The sequence below is a fragment of the Croceicoccus naphthovorans genome (assembly GCF_001028705.1).
In the GTDB taxonomy this organism is placed as follows: Bacteria; Pseudomonadota; Alphaproteobacteria; order Sphingomonadales; family Sphingomonadaceae; genus Croceicoccus; species Croceicoccus naphthovorans.
The window spans coordinates 310,758-327,459 of the sequence record NZ_CP011770.1 but is presented as its reverse complement, the minus strand read 5'-3'; the positions used below and the strand labels follow the sequence as shown (position 1 = coordinate 327,459).

Here is a 16,702-nt window from a genome sequence, read left to right as displayed (position 1 = left end):
AGTCTGGACAGGACAACGCCGTCGCTTTCAGGCATGCGTGTTAACCGGTTCTTGCGGGAATGAATTGCATCGGGAGCAAGTGTAAGTGCAGAACGTGATGACCAAAACCCCCGATTCCACCGAATTCGACACCGCCCTCCACGCAGAGGAAACCGCAAGCGGACCGTTGGCCATCGAAGCGCGCGCACTGGTAAAGCGATTCGACGGGACGCTGGCGGTGGATGGCGTCGACATCTCGGTCCCGGCGGGGTCGATCTTCGGCATCCTTGGCCCGAACGGCGCGGGCAAGACGACGACTTTGCGCATGCTTTTGGGCATTATCGATCCCGACAGCGGCACCCGCCGCGTTTTGGGCAGCGAGAACCCACACGCCATCGCGCACCGCATCGGTTATCTGCCCGAAGAACGCGGGCTTTACCCCGCGATGAAAGCGGTGGACGCCATCGCCTTTGTCGGCGCGCTACGCGGAATGCCCCGCAAGCAGGGGCGCGAACGCGGGCGCGAACTGCTGGAAGAACACGGCTTCGGCTATATCGCCGACCGGCAGATCCGGCAGATGTCGAAGGGTCAGGCACAAACCGTGCAGTTGCTGGCCACGCTGGTCCATTCGCCCGATCTGGTTGTGCTGGACGAACCGTTCTCGGGCCTGGACGCGATTTCGCAGGGGCGGCTGGAAAAGATGATCCGGCGGTTGGCCGAAAACGGCACGACCGTGATCTTTTCCACCCACGTCCTCGCCCATGCCGAACGACTGTGCGAACGCATCGCCATCATCGCGGGCGGCAAAGTGCCGTTCCATGGTCTTGTCGCCACGGCCCGCGACCGTCTGCCGCCGCAAGTGCATCTGGAAACCCGCCATATCGAAGGGCCGTGGCGCGATGCCCTGCCCCCCGGCACCGAACCGCAGTTGAAGCGCGGCGGCGGGGCGCTGTTCGATTTCAGCCTTACCGGGCAGGTCGAGCCGCTGTTGACCGCCCTGATCGAAGGCGGCGCCGGGATCGAGACATTGTCGATTGAACGCGCGGGGCTGCACGATGCTTTCGTCGCCATCGCCGGTGAAGCGGCGGCGCGCGCTCTGGACGAGGAAACCGGCGGAGGAGCGGCACGATGAACGATACCTTCGGCGGCTCCACCCGGCGTTTCTGGCGATCGATCATGGTCATCGCACGGCGTGATTTCGGCGCGATCCTGTTCAGCCGGTCTTTCATCTTCTTCCTGCTCGGCCCGCTTTTGCCGGTGTTCGTCGCGGTGATGGCAGGCGGCATCGGCGCCAGCGTCAGCGGCAAGATCGAAGCGCCCAAGCTGGGGCTAGCATTGGAAAGCAGCGAGGCGGACGCGTTCCTTGCCGCGCGCAAACGGCTGGCCGAATCGGTGTCGGACCTTCCCGATGCGGTGGTGATAATCCGCCTGAAGCCGGGCGACCGCATCATGGCCCGTTCTGCATTGGCCCGTGCCAAAGGCGGCAGCCCGGTGACCGCGCTGCTTTCGGGATCGCTAACCAATCCAAAGCTGACCGGGCCAGAGGCGCAGGTCGACCGCTGGCGGGGCGGCGTCGCCCTGATCGCGGCAGAGGCGCTGCGCACCGATGCCAGCCAGCTGCCGACGGTCGCGCTGGACAAGACGATCAGCGCCCGCGCCGATACCGTGCGCAAACGCATCCGCACCGCGCAGGCCTCGCAGATGATGCTGTTCCTGCTGACGATGCTGCTTGCTGGTATGGTCATGTCGAACATGGTCGAGGAAAAGGCCAACAAGATCATCGAAGTGCTGGCCGCCGCCGTGCCAATGGACGCGGTGTTCTATGGCAAGCTGATCGCGATGCTTGGTGTCAGCCTTGTCGGCCTGTCGATCTGGGGGCTGGTTATGCTGCCCATCGGCCTTTCGGGCGGCGGGCTGGACCGCTTGGCCGCGCCTGCGGTGGGTTGGCCGATGTTCATCGCGCTGGGGCTTCTCTATTTCTCCTTCGCGTACCTGCTGTTGGGGTCGCTGTTCCTCACCATCGGCGGTCTGGCCGCGACGGTGCGCGAAGTGCAGACGCTGTCGATGCCCGCGACGATGCTGCAACTGATCGTCTTTTTCTTCGCCAGCTATGCGCTCGGCGCGATGGGGGAGCCGATCGAATGGGTGGCGATCCTGTTTCCGCTGACCTCCCCCTATACGATGCTGGCGCGCGCGGCGGTGGAGCCGGATTTCTGGCCGCATCTCGCCGCAATCGTGTGGCAGGCGTTCTGCGTGGCGCTGATCATCAAGGGCGGTTCGACGCTGTTCCGCAAGACGGTGATGAAGTCCGGCCCGTCGATGGGCAAACGCACGTTCCTGCGCAAGCTGCTGCGCCGTCCGGCCTGATTGGGGGCGCTATCGGCGCGTTCATCGCGGACTCAGCGGAAATTGCGTAGGGTAGTGTGCATGGGACATTACGACAGGCGACACATTCTTGGCCTCTTGGCGGCGGGCGCGGCCATGCCGCTGGCGGCGGCGTGCGGATCGCAGGATGCGCAGGCGAAGAGCTATCCCGTCGATTTGTCCGAAGCCGAATGGCGCAAGCGCCTGACCCGCGACCAGTTCCGCATCTTGCGCGAAGCCGGGACGGAGCGAGCTTATACCTCCCCGCTCAATGACGAGAAACGCAAGGGCACCTATCGCTGCGCCGGGTGCGATCACCCGCTGTTCGCGTCACGCACCAAGTACGATTCGGGCACCGGCTGGCCCAGCTTTTACGCGCCGCTGAAAGGCGGCATCGGCACCAGCACCGACCGGTTGCTTGGCTATCCGCGCACCGAAGTGCACTGCGCTAATTGCGGCGGTCATCTGGGGCACGTGTTCAATGACGGGCCGAAACCGACCGGCAAGCGATATTGCATGAACGGCGTCGCCCTGCGCTTTGTCGCTGCCTGAGCATGACGCACTTTCCCCGTTCGACAGGGCCGTTTTATCCGGCTAAGGCGGTGGGATGACCGCAGAACCGGCCACCCCCCTACTCGATACCGTCAACACGCCCGCAGACCTGCGCAAGCTTGAACGATCGCAGCTGCGCCAGTTGTCCGACGAATTGCGCAGCGAGATGATCGCCGCCGTCGGCCAGACCGGCGGGCACCTCGGCTCCGGCCTGGGCGTCGTGGAACTGACGACGGCGATTCACTATGTCTTCAACACGCCCGACGATCGCCTGATTTGGGACGTTGGGCACCAGGCCTATCCGCACAAGATCCTGACCGGGCGGCGCGACCGTATACGCACCCTGCGCCAGGGCGGCGGCTTGTCCGGCTTTACCAAGCGGAGCGAGAGCGAGTACGATCCGTTCGGCGCGGCGCATTCGTCAACCTCGATCAGCGCGGCGCTGGGCTTTGCCGTTGCCAACAAGCTGACCGGCCAGCCCGGCAAAGGCATCGCCGTGATCGGCGACGGCGCGATGAGCGCGGGCATGGCGTACGAGGCGATGAACAACGCCGAGCAGGCGGGCAACCGCCTGATCGTGATCCTGAACGACAACGACATGTCCATCGCGCCCCCGGTAGGCGGACTGTCGTCGTATCTGGCCCGGCTGGTGTCGAGCGGGCAGTTTCTGGGCCTGCGCGAACTGGCGCGGAAATTCGCGCGCAAACTGCCCCGCCCGCTGCACAACGCCGCGCGCAAGACCGACGAGTTCGCCCGCGGCATGGCGATGGGCGGGACGTTGTTCGAGGAGCTGGGCTTTTACTACGTCGGTCCTATCGATGGGCACGATCTGGACGCGCTGGTTCCGGTGCTGGAAAACGTGCGCGATGCTGCGGAAGGCCCGTGCCTGATTCACGTCGTGACACAGAAGGGCAAGGGCTATGCCCCGGCGGAGGAATCCGCCGACAAATACCACGGCGTTGCCAAGTTCGACGTCATCACCGGCGAGCAGAAGAAGTCGAGCGGCGGGCCGCCGAACTATCAGAATGTCTTTGGCGAAACGCTGGCGAAGCTGGCCGATACCGACGACCGCATCTGCGCCATCACCGCCGCGATGCCGAGCGGTACTGGCGTGGACAAGTTCGCCAAGGCACACCCGGACCGCAGTTTTGATGTCGGCATTGCCGAACAGCACGCTGTGACCTTCGCGGCGGGATTAGCGGCGCAGGGCATGCGGCCTTTCGCGGCGATCTATTCCACCTTCCTGCAACGCGCCTTCGATCAGGTCGTGCACGATGTCGCGATCCAGAACCTGCCTGTGCGCTTCGCCATCGACCGCGCCGGTCTGGTCGGCGCGGACGGCGCGACGCACGCGGGTTCGTTCGATGTGACCTACCTTGCCACCCTGCCCAACATGGTGGTGATGGCCGCGGCGGACGAGGCGGAGCTGGTCCACATGACCTACACCGCCGCCCTTCACGACAGCGGCCCCATCGCCTTCCGCTATCCGCGCGGCGCGGGCACCGGCGTGGCCATGCCCGAAACGCCGAAACAGCTCGAGATAGGCAAGGGCCGTATCGTGCGTGAAGGCAGCAAGGTCGCGATCCTGTCGCTCGGCACCCGTCTTGCAGAGGCGCTGAAGGCGGCCGACCAGCTCGACGCCAAGGGCCTTTCCGCTACGGTTGCCGACATGCGTTTTGCCAAGCCGCTGGACGAGGACCTGATCCGGCGTCTGGCAACCAGCCACGATGTCGTCATCACGCTGGAGGAAGGCTCCATCGGCGGGCTGGGCGCACACGTGCTGACGCTGGCCAGTGACGAAGGGCTGCTCGATACCGGTCTGAAGATCCGCACGATGCGGCTGCCGGACCTGTTTCAGGATCACGACGCGCCGGAAAAGCAGTACGACGAGGCGGGGCTGAACGCGCCGCATATCGTCGATACGGTGCTAAAGGCGCTCGATAAGGAAAATCTGGGCCACAACAGCGCGGGCGTGGAAGAAGCGCGGGCCTGATGACGCCAGATTCGCTGATCGCGACCATGGTCGTGGTTGGTGGGCTCGGGCTTTTGTTTGCAATCGCCGCGCGAAATACACGTCGTCAAATCAATACTACGTTTGCTCGTCGGAAGAACCTTGAGCAATCTGAGTTTCTCGCATTGATGTACAACGATTGTGCACCGGAGGCCGCTGAGTTCCTCTGGGAAACGACTAAATTCTACCTCGCTCCACGTCTGACGCCACATCCCGATGACGATCTTTTCCGTGATCTGCCGATCGACGATGAAGACTGGAGCATAGACTGGCCCCGCGATTTCGCGCGTCAGTATGGATTCTCCGAAAGCGACCTCCCTGAGTGGCCGAAAGAACAGCCAGTCACTATCAGAAATTATGGTCGCTGGCTGAGCACGGGGATACGTTAGGCAGCATTCCCGCCTCACTCCCGCCCCGGATGCACGCCCGCCGCTTGCGGCTCGCCCAGTTCGGCTTCGCCCGCAAGATCATGCTCTGACCGGCCCAGCGTATCGAGGTGCATCCACCGCTTCACGATCGGGCTGAGCAACAGCACGACCGCCGCGATGCCGATCGTCCACCAGCCGATCTCGGTATAGATCGACAGCGTCAGCTCCTTGCTCATCTCGCCGCTCTCGCCGCCGGTGGCCTCGCCGATCTTGCCCGCGACGAAGCTGCCTACCGCGGTCATGTAGAACCACGCGCCCATGATGAAGCTGCCCAGATGCAGCGGGGCCAGACGGGTCATCGCCGAAAGGCCCACTGGCGACAGACACAGCTCGCCGGTGGTGTGCAGCAGGTAGATCAGGAACACGAAGACCACGCCGGTCATCACCGCCGGATCGCCTGTGCCCGCGCCCCAGACGAAGACGAGAAAGCCCAATCCCACCTGAAACAGCGCCAGCGCGAACTTGGCGGGGGCCGATGGCTCCAGCCCGCGCCTGCCAAGCCATTGCCACAACATCGCGAACAATGGCGCGAAGATCACGATGTAGATCGGGTTGATCGACTGGAACAGCGACGTCGGCACCCCGCCCTTGTCGACGAACTTGTCGGTATAAAGGTTCAGCGATCCGCCCGCCTGTTCAAACAGGCCCCAGAATACCGGGTTCAGCGCGATCAGGAACAGGATCGCGAAGATTCGCTCTCTCGCCTGTTTGGGCAGCTTGAAAGCCTCGTAAAGCGTATAGGCCAGCATCGCCACGCCGCAAACGATCAACAGGGTCTGGATCACCGACTGGTACTGGATCAGGAACCAGATCACGACGACCGATGCCGCACCGACGATATAGAGCGTCGTCTCCGACCGCTTGGCCAAGGGCGCTGGCGGCTCACCTTGGCCTTTCAGCGCGGGTTTGCCGATCACGAAGATGATCAGACCCAGCACCATGCCGATGCCGGCAAGGCCGAAGCCCCACGACCAGCCGATCGTCTCGCCCAGATAGCCGACGAGGATCGTGCCCAGCGCCGCGCCGACGTTCACGCCCATGTAGAAGATGGTGTAGGCGGCATCGCGCCGTGTATCGGTCATCTTGTAGAGCTGACCGACGATCACCGAGATATTGGCCTTCAGAAAGCCCGAACCCACGATGATCAGCGCCAGTGCCAGCCAGAACGCGTTGATCGCGAAATCGGCCTGCTTCACCGCCGGATCGGTCACGCCCTGCGCACCCTCGTACGCCATGGCGAGGTGGCCCAGCGCCAGCACCACGCCGCCGAACAAAACCGCCTTGCGCTGACCCAGCCAGCGATCCGCCAGATAGCCGCCCAGCACCGGAGTGATGTAGACGAGGCTGCCGTAAGCGCCATAGATCAGGCTGGCCCTGCCATCGGAAAACAGCCAGAATTTCGTGAGATAAAGGATCAGTAGCGCGCGCATGCCGTAGAAGCTGAACCGCTCCCACATCTCGGCATAGAACAGCACGAAAAGCCCGCGCGGGTGGCCGATAACTTCCTCGCTCTTGCGCGCGGCGAGCACCCCGCCGATGGCCAGAACCGCGAACAGCGCGATCGCTGCCAGTGCCGCGATCCAGTCACCCTCGTTCCAGCTGGCCATATCCTTCATGCGCGCATTGTCCCCGGCTGCGGTTCGTTTCGGCGCAAAGGCTTACCCGCTATTACGCGCATGTGAAGCGCATTGTTGCAGTTGTGACCGGTTTGCGAAGCACCTGTCATACTTGACCCGATACGCTGTATTATGGCACTAGACCACCTATGCCCCGCCCCACCGGACATCAGGCGACCCGCCCCGTATATCTGCGCCTTCGCGACGAAATCGCCGCTGCGATCATCGCCGGTCGGTACAAGGAGGGTGCGCTGCTCCCCTCGGTCCGCGCCTATTCCGCTGAACAGGGTGCCAACCCGTTGACGGTGGCCAAGGCGTATCAGCAGTTTCAGGACGACGGCTTGCTGGAAGTGCGTCGGGGGATCGGCATCGCCGTGGTCGAAGGCGCACGCTCGCGCTTGCTCGCGTCGGAGCGGGATCAGTTCCTGACCGAAGAGTGGCCGACCATTGCAGAACGTATTCGCCTGTTGGGCCTGGATATGGACGAGTTGATGGCCCGCGCCGACTGACGGCGCCAAGGCGGCAACTTCGTCCCAAAAGCGTATCATTTTTAATAGTTATTGCACCCCGCGTGCACCGATGGCAGTGTTAGAGAACCCTATGCGCCCATCGGGGGTGGTGCATCGGGGTCATAGAGGCTTTGACCGTCGGGATCGGCGGCCACTGTCGCATTGGGTCGCGCGCTCTACGGCAGGCGGGGTAGAAATGATTAGATCTGAATTGATTCAGGCATTGGCGGAAGAAAACCCGGAGCTTCGTCCCGAAGAGGTCGAGGCCGTGGTTTCCTGTTTCTTCGAAGCCATTACCGAACGACTGGCCAGCGGTGGCCGCGTTGAACTGCGCGGATTCGGCGCCTTTTCGACCCGCGAACGCTCCGCGCGCACAGGCCGCAACCCGCGCACTGGCGAGACGGTAGAGGTACCGGGCAAGAAGGTCCCCTATTTCAAGGCCGGCAAGGACATGCGTGACCGGCTGAACGCCGACTGATCGCGTTTTGGCGGTCTACTCGCCAAACCATTCGATTGCACATTGCCAAGTGATCGCCCCGCACCGTAAGGGCTGCGGCCTGTGCGGGCGTGGCGGAATGGTAGACGCCGGGGACTTAAAATCCCCTGAGCTTTGCTCGTGCGGGTTCGAGTCCCGCCGCCCGCACCATTGCGCCGATAATTTCAGGTGTTGATGTTCCAAAGGCCGCCGCTGTCGCCATCGCGGCTGAGCGAACAGATGTAATTTTCCGCCTCCCAAAGCTCTGCCCGGCGACCCGGTTCCACATTGCCAAGGATATTGAGCGCGCCCGCGGTGTCTGCCGCCTCGAACTCTATCGTTCGTGCAATGCCACGGTCGTCGTCGGAAAGTCTCAGCTGATAGGTATGCATAGGTTGCGAACCCCCGATCAGAGCAAGGCCACGCAGAGCCGGATCGGCCCGACTCGATGTCTTGAACGGAGCGCAATGTTTATCATGTAGACAAGCCGTACGCTGCCTCAATTGATACAGGGCGACCGTATTTCGCGTTAATCAGATCAATTCGAAAACGAATCCGACCAAGCCTCCCAGCATCACCGCCATGCCCGAAGCGCGTTGCCACACCGGCTTGCGATGGCGTCCGCCGCTGTCGCGAAAGGCGACCCAGGCACCCAACAGGATGGCAACGATGGCAAAGACTATCGGCATACCCGCGACCAACGGGCCTGGTGCCCAGCCAGTTCCCTTTGCTGTGCCAACTCGCGATCGCAACTGCCGGAAAAACGCCCTGACAGGCATTGCAAATCCGGTGTTAACCAATTCGCCAATTTCTAGGGAAAAATACGCAGTCTCAAGGGCATGCGCCCCACGCGATGTTAATACATTGGTTGCAATCTCAAGCGTAGATGGGGTCTGGTAGGCGTTTGTGCGGCCCCTTGCCAACAAACGACGTCAGAAAGGTGCGCGCAGCGTGAACGACCTAACCCCTGCTCAGTACGACAGCGCGTCGATGTTCGGCGCATCCACCCGCCGAGGGATCGAACGAACCCCCCTGATCCGCACAGCAAAGCTGGTCTTTCCCGATGGGCAGTACCCCTGTGTGCTGCGCGATATTTCGGGCGATGCGCTGCGGGTGAAGCTGTTCGGTGTTACCCCGCCAAACGACGGCAAGACGTTCTGGCTGGAATTCGGCGACGGAGACCGGTTCGAGGTTACGCTGATCTGGCTTAAGGACGGCCACGCGGGCCTGTCGTTCGTCGAACATAACGACCTGCTCTCGCTGATCGGAGAGAACGGCCCGTTCCGCAAACGCGCGATTCGTATCGGCGTCGAACTGCCCGCAACGGTAAAGTCACTGGGCCGGATGATCCCGGTGCTGATCCGCGACTTGTCGCATCAGGGCGCGCAGATCGAATGCGATCACATGTTCTCCATGGATCAGCAGGTCCGCATCGACGTGCCCGCACTGGGCGAGGTCTATGCCAAGGTCCGCTGGCGGCGGCACCCCGGTTACGGGCTGGCCTTTGTCGAGACTTTCCGATTCGAGGACATTGCCGAAGTCGCGGTCAATCTTCAGAACCTGTCGCGCGTCTGGCGCGAAGGGGTTGGCGGTAGTGCCCCGTCGGCGGGAATTGCCGCCTGAGCGCGCGGATTTCCAAGGCTTGGCCGCCAGCGCATTGGAATATGGCCGACAAAGGCCCGCGTTAACGTCCTCTTAGCCATTTTCGGTCAGGAATTGCCTTGGGTCGGACAAACCGGCCGGGGCATTTTCCACAAGGGGGCCAAGCGTGCACGAAGGCACCATCACCACCGGACCTGCGGCCAAGCCGGGCGAACTCAGCGTCGACGTCGTCATCATCGGCGCGGGGCCAGCGGGTCTGACCGCCGGATACCTGCTGACCAAGGCGGGCAAAACGGTCGCGATTATCGAGAAAGACGAACGCTATGTCGGCGGCATCAGCCGCACGGTAGAGGTCGACGGCTATCGCTTCGACATCGGTGGACACCGCTTCTTCTCGAAGTCGAAGCCGGTCGTGGACTTGTGGAACGAAATCCTGCCAGATGACTTCATTTCGCGCCCGCGGATGAGCCGCATCTATTACGAAGGCAAGTTCTACAGCTATCCGCTGCGCGCGTTTGAGGCGCTGCGCAATCTGGGTCTGTGGCGGTCTACCCTGTGCATGGCGAGTTTTGCCAAGGCGCAGGTATTTCCGAACCGCAACGTGAAGAGCTTTGAGGACTGGACCGTCAACCAGTTCGGCCACAAGCTCTATTCGATCTTCTTCAAGACCTATACCGAGAAGGTGTGGGGCATGCCCTGCGACGAGATGAGCAGCGACTGGGCGGCTCAGCGCATCAAGGGCCTCTCGCTCTGGGGCGCGGTGTGGGACGGGGTGAAGCGTTCGCTCGGCCTCAACAAGAAACCCAACAACGGCATGCAGGCCAAGACCCTGCTCGAAGAATTCCGCTATCCGCGACTTGGTCCCGGCATGATGTGGGAAGCTGCGCGGGACAAGATCGTCGCCGCTGGCGGACAGGTGCTGATGGGCCATTCGCTGCGCCGCCTTGCCGCCGATACCAAGGGCGGCTGGCGTCTCCACGCCACTTGCGTCGGTGGCGGCGAAACGGTGATCCGCGCACGCGACGCGATTTCCAGCGCCCCGATGCGCGAACTTGCCGCGCGGCTTGCGCCGGTTCCGGGCACGGTTCTGGACGCGGGCGCACTCAAATACCGCGACTTCCTGACCGTCGCGCTGAAGGTAAAGTCAAAGGATCTGTTCCCCGACAACTGGATCTATATCCACGACAGCAAGGTGCAGGTCGGTCGTATTCAGAACTTCCGGTCATGGTCGCCCGAGATGGTGCCGGATCAGGACGTCGCCTGCGTCGGCCTCGAATACTTCTGCTTCGAAGGCGACGGCCTCTGGGCCTCCGCCGATGCCGATCTGATCGAATTGGCGAAAAAGGAAATGGCGATCCTTGGCCTCTGCGATCCGTCCGACGTCATCGGCGGCAGCGTTGTGCGGCAGGAAAAGGCCTATCCGGTCTATGACGAAGGCTATGCCGATCGCGTCTCCGCCATGCGCGAGGAGCTGGAGGCGAAGCATCCCACGCTCCACCTTGTGGGACGGAACGGCATGCACCGTTATAACAACCAGGACCACGCGATGATGACCGCGATGCTGACGGTCGAGAACATCCTGGCCGGAGAGCGCATCTACGACACGTGGTGCGTCAACGAAGACGCAGAGTATCACGAGGCCGGCAACGAAGGCGAAGTCGATCTGCCCCGCGTGGTGGAACACACCGCCGACGATCGCGCCGCCGCGCTGTCGTCCATGCGCGGAGTGCCGATGCCGGTTTCCCAGAGCGCCGCCAATACGGATCGGGACGCGGCGTGATCGCACAGCTGCTTCGGGCCCCGGCCATGCGGCGGTTCGTCGCCTATGGCTTTGCCAGCGTCGCGGCGCTGGGCATCGACCTTGCCTGCTTCTTCGCATTGATGGCCGCTGGTCTTGCCGCCCCGGCGGCTGCGGCTGCGGGTTATGCGGTGGGAATCGCCGCGCACTGGTTCGCGTCCAGCCGGTTCGTCTTTACCGGGCGCGTTGCCGCGGCAGGTGCGGGGCGGACGCAACAACAGGGCCTGTTCGTCGCCTCGGCTCTCGTCGGACTGGCCCTTACCTGGGCTATCGTATCGGCGGGCACCGCCTTCGGTATCGATCCGCGATTGGCCAAGCTGGTCGCGATCGGGGCCAGCTTCGTAGTGACATACGCGCTGCGCGCCTGTTTCGTGTTCGGAGAAAAATCCGATCTAGCGACGGGCAATGGCTGACGCCGCGCCAGAGGATGCCATGATCGGGGACCGCCGCCGCCACAGTTTCGATGCCACGATGCTCATTCGTGTCAGCATCGTGTGGCTGGTCGTCGCGGTCCTCCTTACCGCATCGCAATTCCGCAATATCGCCAGCGTCAGCTTTCCCGACGGCGACGATATCCTGCGCCTGCTTCAGGTGCGCGATTTCCTCGCCGGGCAAAGCTGGTTCGACGTGACGCAATACCGCGTCGCCCCGCCAGAGGGCACGCCGATGCACTGGACGCGGCTGGTCGATATTCCGCTGCTGATGGTTATCGTGCCGCTGACCCTACTGCTGGGTGCGGCGGGGGCGGAACTGGCCGCGGCGATCATCGTGCCGCTGGCTACGCTTTACCTGATGTTCCTGCTGATCGGCCGGATGGCGTGGAAACTGTTTGATGAGGAAGTGACCGGCCTCGCCTGTCTGGTCGCCGCGATGTCGGCCTCTCTGCTGAATCAACTGCGTCCGATGCGGATCGATCATCACGGGTGGCAGATCATCTGCGCGCTGGTCGCGGTCAACGCCCTGATGGCGCGCAATGCGCGGCAGGGCGGGTGGATCGCGGGCGTCGCGATGGCGGCGTGGCTCTCGATTTCGCTGGAGGCGATCCCGCTCGTCGCGGCGATCATGGCGGTGGGCCTCTGGCGCTGGATCCGATGCTGGCATGACCGGGTGTGGCTCGTCTCGATGCTGCAATCGACGTTCGTGGTCTCGCTGGGCATCTATCTCGCCACGCGCGGGATACCCTATGGCGCGTCGGTCTGCGATGCGATGGCCCCGGCCCCGCTGGCGGCGATGGGCGTGCTGGCCATCGGGGCCACGGGCCTTGGTCACGGTTCGCACCGCCCGATCAGCTTCACCCTGCTTGCACTCGGCACGCTGGGTCTTGCCGCTGTCGCTGTTGAATTCGCGCTGGCTCCGCGATGCACCGGCGGCACGTTCGCGGGCCTCGATCCGGTTACGCGCGACATGTGGCTGGCCAATGTGACGGAGGGTCAGCCGATCTGGGACAACTCGCTGGAATTCATCCTGCTGCGGATTATCCCGCCGATCATCGCTTTGATCGCGTTGTTCCATCTGGCCCGGAACAGCAGCGACTGGCTGCGCAACTGGCATCGCGAATATGCGTTTCTGGTGGCGATGGCGCTGGTGACGGGCTGTCTGGTCAGCCGGACGATGGTCTATGCGGCGGCGCTCTCAGCCGTGCCGCTGGGTTGGCAATTGAAAAGCTGGCTGCGGTCGATCCGCACGCTACGGGCTCAGCCGGGGCGGCAGGTCGCCGCCACCGCAGGCATCGTTATGGCGCTGGCCCCCGCCGTGCCGCTGTCGGTCCTGATGCTGGCCGTGCCGTCGCAAGCGGCATCGTCGATCGCCGCACCCGCTGCCGCACGCTGCGAAATTCGCGCCGCGCTGCCCGCACTGGGCATGCAGCCCGCCCGCATCATGGCGCCGCTGGACCTTGGCCCGCGCATTCTGGTCGATAGCGATCACAGCGTGCTGGCCACCGCGCATCATCGCGCCAATACCGCGATTGCCGATACGATGCGCGCTTTCACCGGCCCCGACAGCACCGCACACGAAGTCGTGTCGCGGCGCGGGATCGATTACGTGGTGTTTTGCGTCGGTATCAACGAAAGCAACGCCTATTCCACGCTCGCGCCCAATGGGTTTGCCGCGCACTTGCAGGCAGGCAAACTGCCCGATTGGCTGGAGCAGGTGCCCGGCGAAAACGGCGAAGTGATCGTCTTGCGCGTAAAGCGTTAGGCAGCGGCGCGGCAATCGGCACAGGTGCCGCGCAGTTCCACGATGGTCGAGATGCCCTCATAACCCGCATCGCTGGCCGCGTTGCGCAGGCCCGATGTCAGCTTGTCGTCATCGAGGTGCAGGGCGCGCCCGCACTGGTCGCAAATCAGAAAAATGCAGTCGTGGCGGCAACCGGGGTGCCGGTTGACGAGATAGGCGTTCGCGCTCTCTATCCGGTTGGCAAGGTTGTTGCGCACGAACAGGTCGAGAATGCGATAGACGCTGTTGGGCGCGATCCGCTTGCCCCGCGCCGCCGACAGCGTATCGGCAATGTCATAGGCGGAGAGCGGGTTTTCTTCGACCGCCAGCGCGTTGAACACGTCGGCGCGCAAGTCGGTCCACTGCTCGCCCGCGTCGGTCAAAGCGGCGCGCGCGGCGTTGGTCAGCGCTTCGCCGATATGTTCACTGTGGATGTGTCCGCTTGCTCCCATGCGGTGGGATATAAGGCGTTCGGCGCGCGAAGTCAGCCCCGCAGACGTCCGGATCAGCCCCGTTTGAACGCCGCGCGATAGTCTGCCGGGAACATCGCCTTCAACGCCTGAACCTTGGGCCGGTCCCAGCGCAGGATGTACCCGTGGTTCGGGTTCTTCGCCATGAAGTCCTGATGATAGCTTTCCGCAGCGATGAAGGTCTTCTGCGCCTCTATCTTCGTGACGATGGGCTTGTCCCACAGGCCCGCCTTGCCCAGTTGCGCCAGATAGGCTTTGGCCACCTTCGCCTGCTCCGCGCTCATCGGAACAAGCGCATTGCGGTATTGCGGGCCGCGATCGGGGCCTTGTCGGTTCAGCTGGGTCGGATCGGTGACGACGGCAAAGAAGATGCGCAGCAATTCGTCATAGCGCACGACCGATGGGTCGTAAGTCACCTTCACCGCCTCGGCATGGCCGGTCCTTCCGCTTGTCACTGCTTTGTAGGTGCCATCGGCGCGGCTGCCGCCGTGATAACCGGAGACCGCGCTCGACACGCCCTTCACATGGCTGAACACGCCTTCGACGCCCCAGAAACAGCCGCCAGCAAAGATCGCGGTCTTCATGCCGCTTTCGCTGGAGCGGATTTTAGCGGGAGGCGCCGCGACCGCCTCTTCGGCCAGCGCGGGCTGTACCTGCTGGCACGCGCCGATCAGCGCAGCGCCCAGCAAGATGGTCAGCGATTTGGAAAAGGCGGACTTCAGTTCAGAACCGAAGCGATGGCCTGCGTTTCGATCGGGAAGCCCGACACCGCGAAAAGACCTGCCGCGCCCAAGGCGAAACCGATCGCGAAATTGCGGAGCATCGGGGCGTCGAGAAGAGACATCGTTCGGGCTTTCGTGTTGCGAATTCATTGCCAGATTAACCAAAGTCGCTGAAGAAAGTCTGAATCCTAGCACAAGCACCCGTTCAGGGAGATGAACGGTGGATTCAGCACGTTTCGAACGGGCTTCCGGCAATTTTCGTTAATCAGTGGCGGAAATGGCGCATCCCGGTGAAGACCATCGCGATGCCTTTTTCGTCAGCGGCGGCAATGACTTCCTCGTCCCGGATCGAACCGCCCGGCTGGATCACCGCCGTTGCGCCGGCCTCTGCGGCAGACAGCAAGCCGTCTGCGAAGGGGAAGAACGCGTCCGATGCGACGGCGCTGCCATGCGTCAGCGGCATGTCCCAGCCCATCGTTTCGGCGGCTTCCATCGCCTTGGCCGCGGCGATTCGCGCCGAATCGCGGCGGTTCATCTGGCCCGCGCCGATCCCGGCGGTCTGACCGTCCTTGGCATAGACGATGGCGTTGGACTTCACATGCCGCGCCACGGTCCACGCGAAGAGGCAGTCTTTCAACTCCTGTTCGGTCGGCTCGCGCTTGGTCACGACCTTCAGCGCCGCCGGATCGACCGCGCCATTGTCGCGATCCTGCTGCAACATGCCGCCAGCGATGATGGTGATATTCTGGCCGACGCGGCGCGGATCGGGCAGCCCTTGCGTGATCAGCAGGCGCAGGTTCTTCTTCTTGGCGAAGACCGCCTTCGCCTCGTCACTGGCACCCGGCGCGACCACCACTTCGGTGAAGATCTTCGAGATCGCCTCTGCCGTTGCAACGTCCAGCGGGCGGTTTACCGCGACGATGCCGCCAAACGCCGACACGCTGTCGCAGGCCAGCGCCTTGTCCCACGCCTCGACCAACGTTTCGCCGGTCGCCACGCCGCAGGGGTTGGCATGCTTGACGATCACCACCGTCGGCGGGCCATCGCGGAATTCGGCAACCAGTTCCAGCGCGGCGTTGGCGTCGTTGTAGTTGTTGTACGACAGTTCCTTGCCCTGCACCTGTTCGGCCTGCGGCAGGCCCATGACGTGCGGACCTTCGGGCACATAGAGCGCCGCATCCTGATGTGGGTTCTCGCCATAACGCAGGGTCGAAACCAGCTTCGCAGCGACCGAGCGGCGCGGCGGGAATTTCTGGCCCTGATCGGCATGGGCGAACCAGCTGGCGATCGCCGCGTCATAGGCGGCGGTCGCGGCAAAGGCCTTGGCCGCCAGCATCTTGCGAAAATCGAAGCTGGTCGCGCCGACGCCCGCGTCCATCTCTGTAATCAGCGCGGCATAGTCGTCCGGATCGGTCAGCAGCGTGACATAGGCGTGATTCTTGGCGGCAGAGCGCACCATCGACGGGCCACCGATGTCGATATTCTCGATGATCGTATCGCGGTCCGCCCCGCTCGCCACCGTCTGGACGAAGGGATAGAGGTTGACGACGACAAGGTCGATCGCGCCGATGGCGTGATCCTGCATCGCCTTGGCATGTTCGGGATTGTCGCGCACCGCCAGCAAGCCGCCGTGGACCATCGGGTGCAGCGTCTTCACGCGGCCGTCCATCATTTCCGGGAAGCCGGTCAGGTCGGAAATGTCCTTCACCGTCAGCCCCGCTTCGCGCAGCGCCTTGGCAGTGCCGCCGGTCGAGACCAGCTCCACCTTGCGCGCGGCCAATGCCTGACCCAGTTCGACCAGCCCGGTCTTGTCCGAAACGGACAGCAGGGCGCGGCGGATTGTGACGGGGTCTTGCATGGGAATGGGCCTTTCGACGAACAGGCGGGCGTTATTTGCGCCGCCGCCTCTAGGCCTTGAATCCCGCCTTCGCAAGCGCAGCGCGCCGCGGGTTTTCCACC

The 16,702-nt window shown here is 63.4% G+C and carries 18 protein-coding genes and 1 tRNA gene; 12 read left to right on the top strand and 7 right to left on the bottom strand.

What is annotated here, in order from left to right:
- Positions 1-97: 97 nt before the first annotated feature.
- Genes AB433_RS01635 through AB433_RS01615 form a run of 5 tightly spaced genes read left to right on the top strand, consistent with a single transcriptional unit; the run spans position 98 to position 5,295 of the window.
- Positions 98-1,111, top strand: a complete 1,014-nt coding sequence (locus AB433_RS01635; RefSeq protein WP_082134740.1) for an ABC transporter ATP-binding protein — start codon at positions 98-100, stop codon at positions 1,109-1,111.
- Complete coding sequence (locus AB433_RS01630) at positions 1,108-2,346, top strand: ABC transporter permease (protein ID WP_047819663.1); 1,239 nt, start codon at positions 1,108-1,110, stop codon at positions 2,344-2,346. The genes AB433_RS01635 and AB433_RS01630 overlap by 4 nt, the downstream gene beginning before the upstream one ends.
- Positions 2,347-2,406: 60 nt before the next feature.
- Positions 2,407-2,895 (top strand): peptide-methionine (R)-S-oxide reductase MsrB, encoded by a 489-nt coding sequence (gene msrB / locus AB433_RS01625; RefSeq protein ID WP_047819662.1) that lies wholly within the window; start codon positions 2,407-2,409, stop codon positions 2,893-2,895.
- 55 nt (positions 2,896-2,950) lie between these two features.
- Positions 2,951-4,888: a 1-deoxy-D-xylulose-5-phosphate synthase gene (dxs, locus tag AB433_RS01620; RefSeq protein ID WP_047819661.1), complete on the top strand. Its 1,938-nt coding sequence runs from the start codon at positions 2,951-2,953 to the stop codon at positions 4,886-4,888.
- Positions 4,888-5,295 (top strand): hypothetical protein, encoded by a 408-nt coding sequence (locus AB433_RS01615; RefSeq protein WP_156170639.1) that lies wholly within the window; start codon positions 4,888-4,890, stop codon positions 5,293-5,295. Before dxs ends, AB433_RS01615 begins: the two co-directional genes overlap by 1 nt.
- A gap of 14 nt (positions 5,296-5,309) precedes the next feature.
- On the opposite strand, the gene AB433_RS01610 is transcribed toward AB433_RS01615, so the two are convergent.
- The gene (locus AB433_RS01610) at positions 5,310-6,950 is read right to left on the bottom strand and encodes a peptide MFS transporter (protein WP_047819659.1); all 1,641 of its coding nucleotides are present in this window, start codon (positions 6,948-6,950) and stop codon (positions 5,310-5,312) included.
- A gap of 149 nt (positions 6,951-7,099) precedes the next feature.
- On the opposite strand from AB433_RS01610, the gene AB433_RS01605 reads away from it, so the two are divergent.
- From AB433_RS01605 to AB433_RS01595, 3 genes are all read left to right on the top strand, one after another.
- Positions 7,100-7,459, top strand: a complete 360-nt coding sequence (locus AB433_RS01605; protein ID WP_047819658.1) for a GntR family transcriptional regulator — start codon at positions 7,100-7,102, stop codon at positions 7,457-7,459.
- Between the two features lie 196 nt (positions 7,460-7,655).
- Positions 7,656-7,937, top strand: a complete 282-nt coding sequence (locus tag AB433_RS01600; protein ID WP_047819657.1) for an integration host factor subunit beta — start codon at positions 7,656-7,658, stop codon at positions 7,935-7,937.
- Positions 7,938-8,020: 83 nt separating this feature from the next.
- Positions 8,021-8,105 (top strand) — tRNA-Leu (locus AB433_RS01595).
- Positions 8,106-8,119: 14 nt separating this feature from the next.
- Here AB433_RS01595 and AB433_RS01590 read toward each other — a convergent pair.
- Both AB433_RS01590 and AB433_RS20295 read right to left on the bottom strand, forming a co-directional pair.
- Positions 8,120-8,326 carry a hypothetical protein gene (locus tag AB433_RS01590; protein ID WP_047819656.1) on the bottom strand — a complete coding sequence of 69 codons (207 nt, stop codon included), beginning with the start codon at positions 8,324-8,326 and terminating at the stop codon, positions 8,120-8,122.
- Between the two features lie 141 nt (positions 8,327-8,467).
- On the bottom strand, positions 8,468-8,623 hold the full coding sequence (locus tag AB433_RS20295; RefSeq protein ID WP_169749289.1) for a hypothetical protein: 156 nt from the start codon (positions 8,621-8,623) through the stop codon (positions 8,468-8,470).
- Between the two features lie 262 nt (positions 8,624-8,885).
- On the opposite strand from AB433_RS20295, the gene AB433_RS01585 reads away from it, so the two are divergent.
- The 4 genes from AB433_RS01585 (at position 8,886) to AB433_RS01570 (ending at position 13,533) form a co-directional block, all read left to right on the top strand.
- Positions 8,886-9,557 (top strand): PilZ domain-containing protein, encoded by a 672-nt coding sequence (locus AB433_RS01585; RefSeq protein WP_053058930.1) that lies wholly within the window; start codon positions 8,886-8,888, stop codon positions 9,555-9,557.
- A gap of 145 nt (positions 9,558-9,702) precedes the next feature.
- The gene (locus AB433_RS01580) at positions 9,703-11,316 is read left to right on the top strand and encodes an NAD(P)/FAD-dependent oxidoreductase (protein ID WP_245626553.1); all 1,614 of its coding nucleotides are present in this window, start codon (positions 9,703-9,705) and stop codon (positions 11,314-11,316) included.
- Positions 11,313-11,747: a GtrA family protein gene (locus tag AB433_RS01575; protein WP_245626552.1), complete on the top strand. Its 435-nt coding sequence runs from the start codon at positions 11,313-11,315 to the stop codon at positions 11,745-11,747. Before AB433_RS01580 ends, AB433_RS01575 begins: the two co-directional genes overlap by 4 nt.
- A complete protein-coding gene (locus tag AB433_RS01570; protein WP_047819655.1) occupies positions 11,740-13,533 on the top strand; it encodes a hypothetical protein in 1,794 nt (597 codons plus the stop codon). The genes AB433_RS01575 and AB433_RS01570 overlap by 8 nt, the downstream gene beginning before the upstream one ends.
- Here AB433_RS01570 and AB433_RS01565 read toward each other — a convergent pair.
- From AB433_RS01565 to purH, 4 genes are all read right to left on the bottom strand, one after another.
- Complete coding sequence (locus AB433_RS01565) at positions 13,530-14,003, bottom strand: Fur family transcriptional regulator (RefSeq protein ID WP_047819654.1); 474 nt, start codon at positions 14,001-14,003, stop codon at positions 13,530-13,532. The two genes, AB433_RS01570 and AB433_RS01565, sit on opposite strands and share 4 nt — an antisense overlap.
- A 53-nt stretch (positions 14,004-14,056) precedes the next feature.
- A complete protein-coding gene (msrA, locus tag AB433_RS01560; protein ID WP_245626551.1) occupies positions 14,057-14,710 on the bottom strand; it encodes a peptide-methionine (S)-S-oxide reductase MsrA in 654 nt (217 codons plus the stop codon).
- 29 nt (positions 14,711-14,739) lie between these two features.
- Positions 14,740-14,865 (bottom strand): hypothetical protein, encoded by a 126-nt coding sequence (locus AB433_RS21505; RefSeq protein WP_260181893.1) that lies wholly within the window; start codon positions 14,863-14,865, stop codon positions 14,740-14,742.
- Positions 14,866-15,008: 143 nt separating this feature from the next.
- Complete coding sequence (gene purH, locus AB433_RS01555) at positions 15,009-16,601, bottom strand: bifunctional phosphoribosylaminoimidazolecarboxamide formyltransferase/IMP cyclohydrolase (protein ID WP_047819653.1); 1,593 nt, start codon at positions 16,599-16,601, stop codon at positions 15,009-15,011.
- Positions 16,602-16,702 lie beyond the last annotated feature (101 nt).

Excerpts from the sequence above, each read along its gene's own strand:
- AB433_RS21505 (WP_260181893.1), bottom strand. The coding sequence starts at position 14,865 with ATGTCTCTTCTCGACGCCCCGATGCTCCGCAATTTCGCGATCGGTTTC.
- AB433_RS01590 (WP_047819656.1), bottom strand. The coding sequence starts at position 8,326 with ATGCATACCTATCAGCTGAGACTTTCCGACGACGACCGTGGCATTGCA.
- purH (WP_047819653.1), bottom strand. The coding sequence starts at position 16,601 with ATGCAAGACCCCGTCACAATCCGCCGCGCCCTGCTGTCCGTTTCGGAC.
- dxs (WP_047819661.1), top strand. The coding sequence starts at position 2,951 with ATGACCGCAGAACCGGCCACCCCCCTACTCGATACCGTCAACACGCCC.
- msrB (WP_047819662.1), top strand. The coding sequence starts at position 2,407 with ATGGGACATTACGACAGGCGACACATTCTTGGCCTCTTGGCGGCGGGC.
- AB433_RS01610 (WP_047819659.1), bottom strand. The coding sequence starts at position 6,950 with ATGAAGGATATGGCCAGCTGGAACGAGGGTGACTGGATCGCGGCACTG.
- AB433_RS01570 (WP_047819655.1), top strand. The coding sequence starts at position 11,740 with ATGGCTGACGCCGCGCCAGAGGATGCCATGATCGGGGACCGCCGCCGC.
- AB433_RS01605 (WP_047819658.1), top strand. The coding sequence starts at position 7,100 with ATGCCCCGCCCCACCGGACATCAGGCGACCCGCCCCGTATATCTGCGC.
- AB433_RS01630 (WP_047819663.1), top strand. The coding sequence starts at position 1,108 with ATGAACGATACCTTCGGCGGCTCCACCCGGCGTTTCTGGCGATCGATC.
- AB433_RS01615 (WP_156170639.1), top strand. The coding sequence starts at position 4,888 with ATGACGCCAGATTCGCTGATCGCGACCATGGTCGTGGTTGGTGGGCTC.
- AB433_RS01635 (WP_082134740.1), top strand. The coding sequence starts at position 98 with ATGACCAAAACCCCCGATTCCACCGAATTCGACACCGCCCTCCACGCA.
- AB433_RS20295 (WP_169749289.1), bottom strand. The coding sequence starts at position 8,623 with ATGCCGATAGTCTTTGCCATCGTTGCCATCCTGTTGGGTGCCTGGGTC.
- AB433_RS01600 (WP_047819657.1), top strand. The coding sequence starts at position 7,656 with ATGATTAGATCTGAATTGATTCAGGCATTGGCGGAAGAAAACCCGGAG.
- AB433_RS01565 (WP_047819654.1), bottom strand. The coding sequence starts at position 14,003 with ATGGGAGCAAGCGGACACATCCACAGTGAACATATCGGCGAAGCGCTG.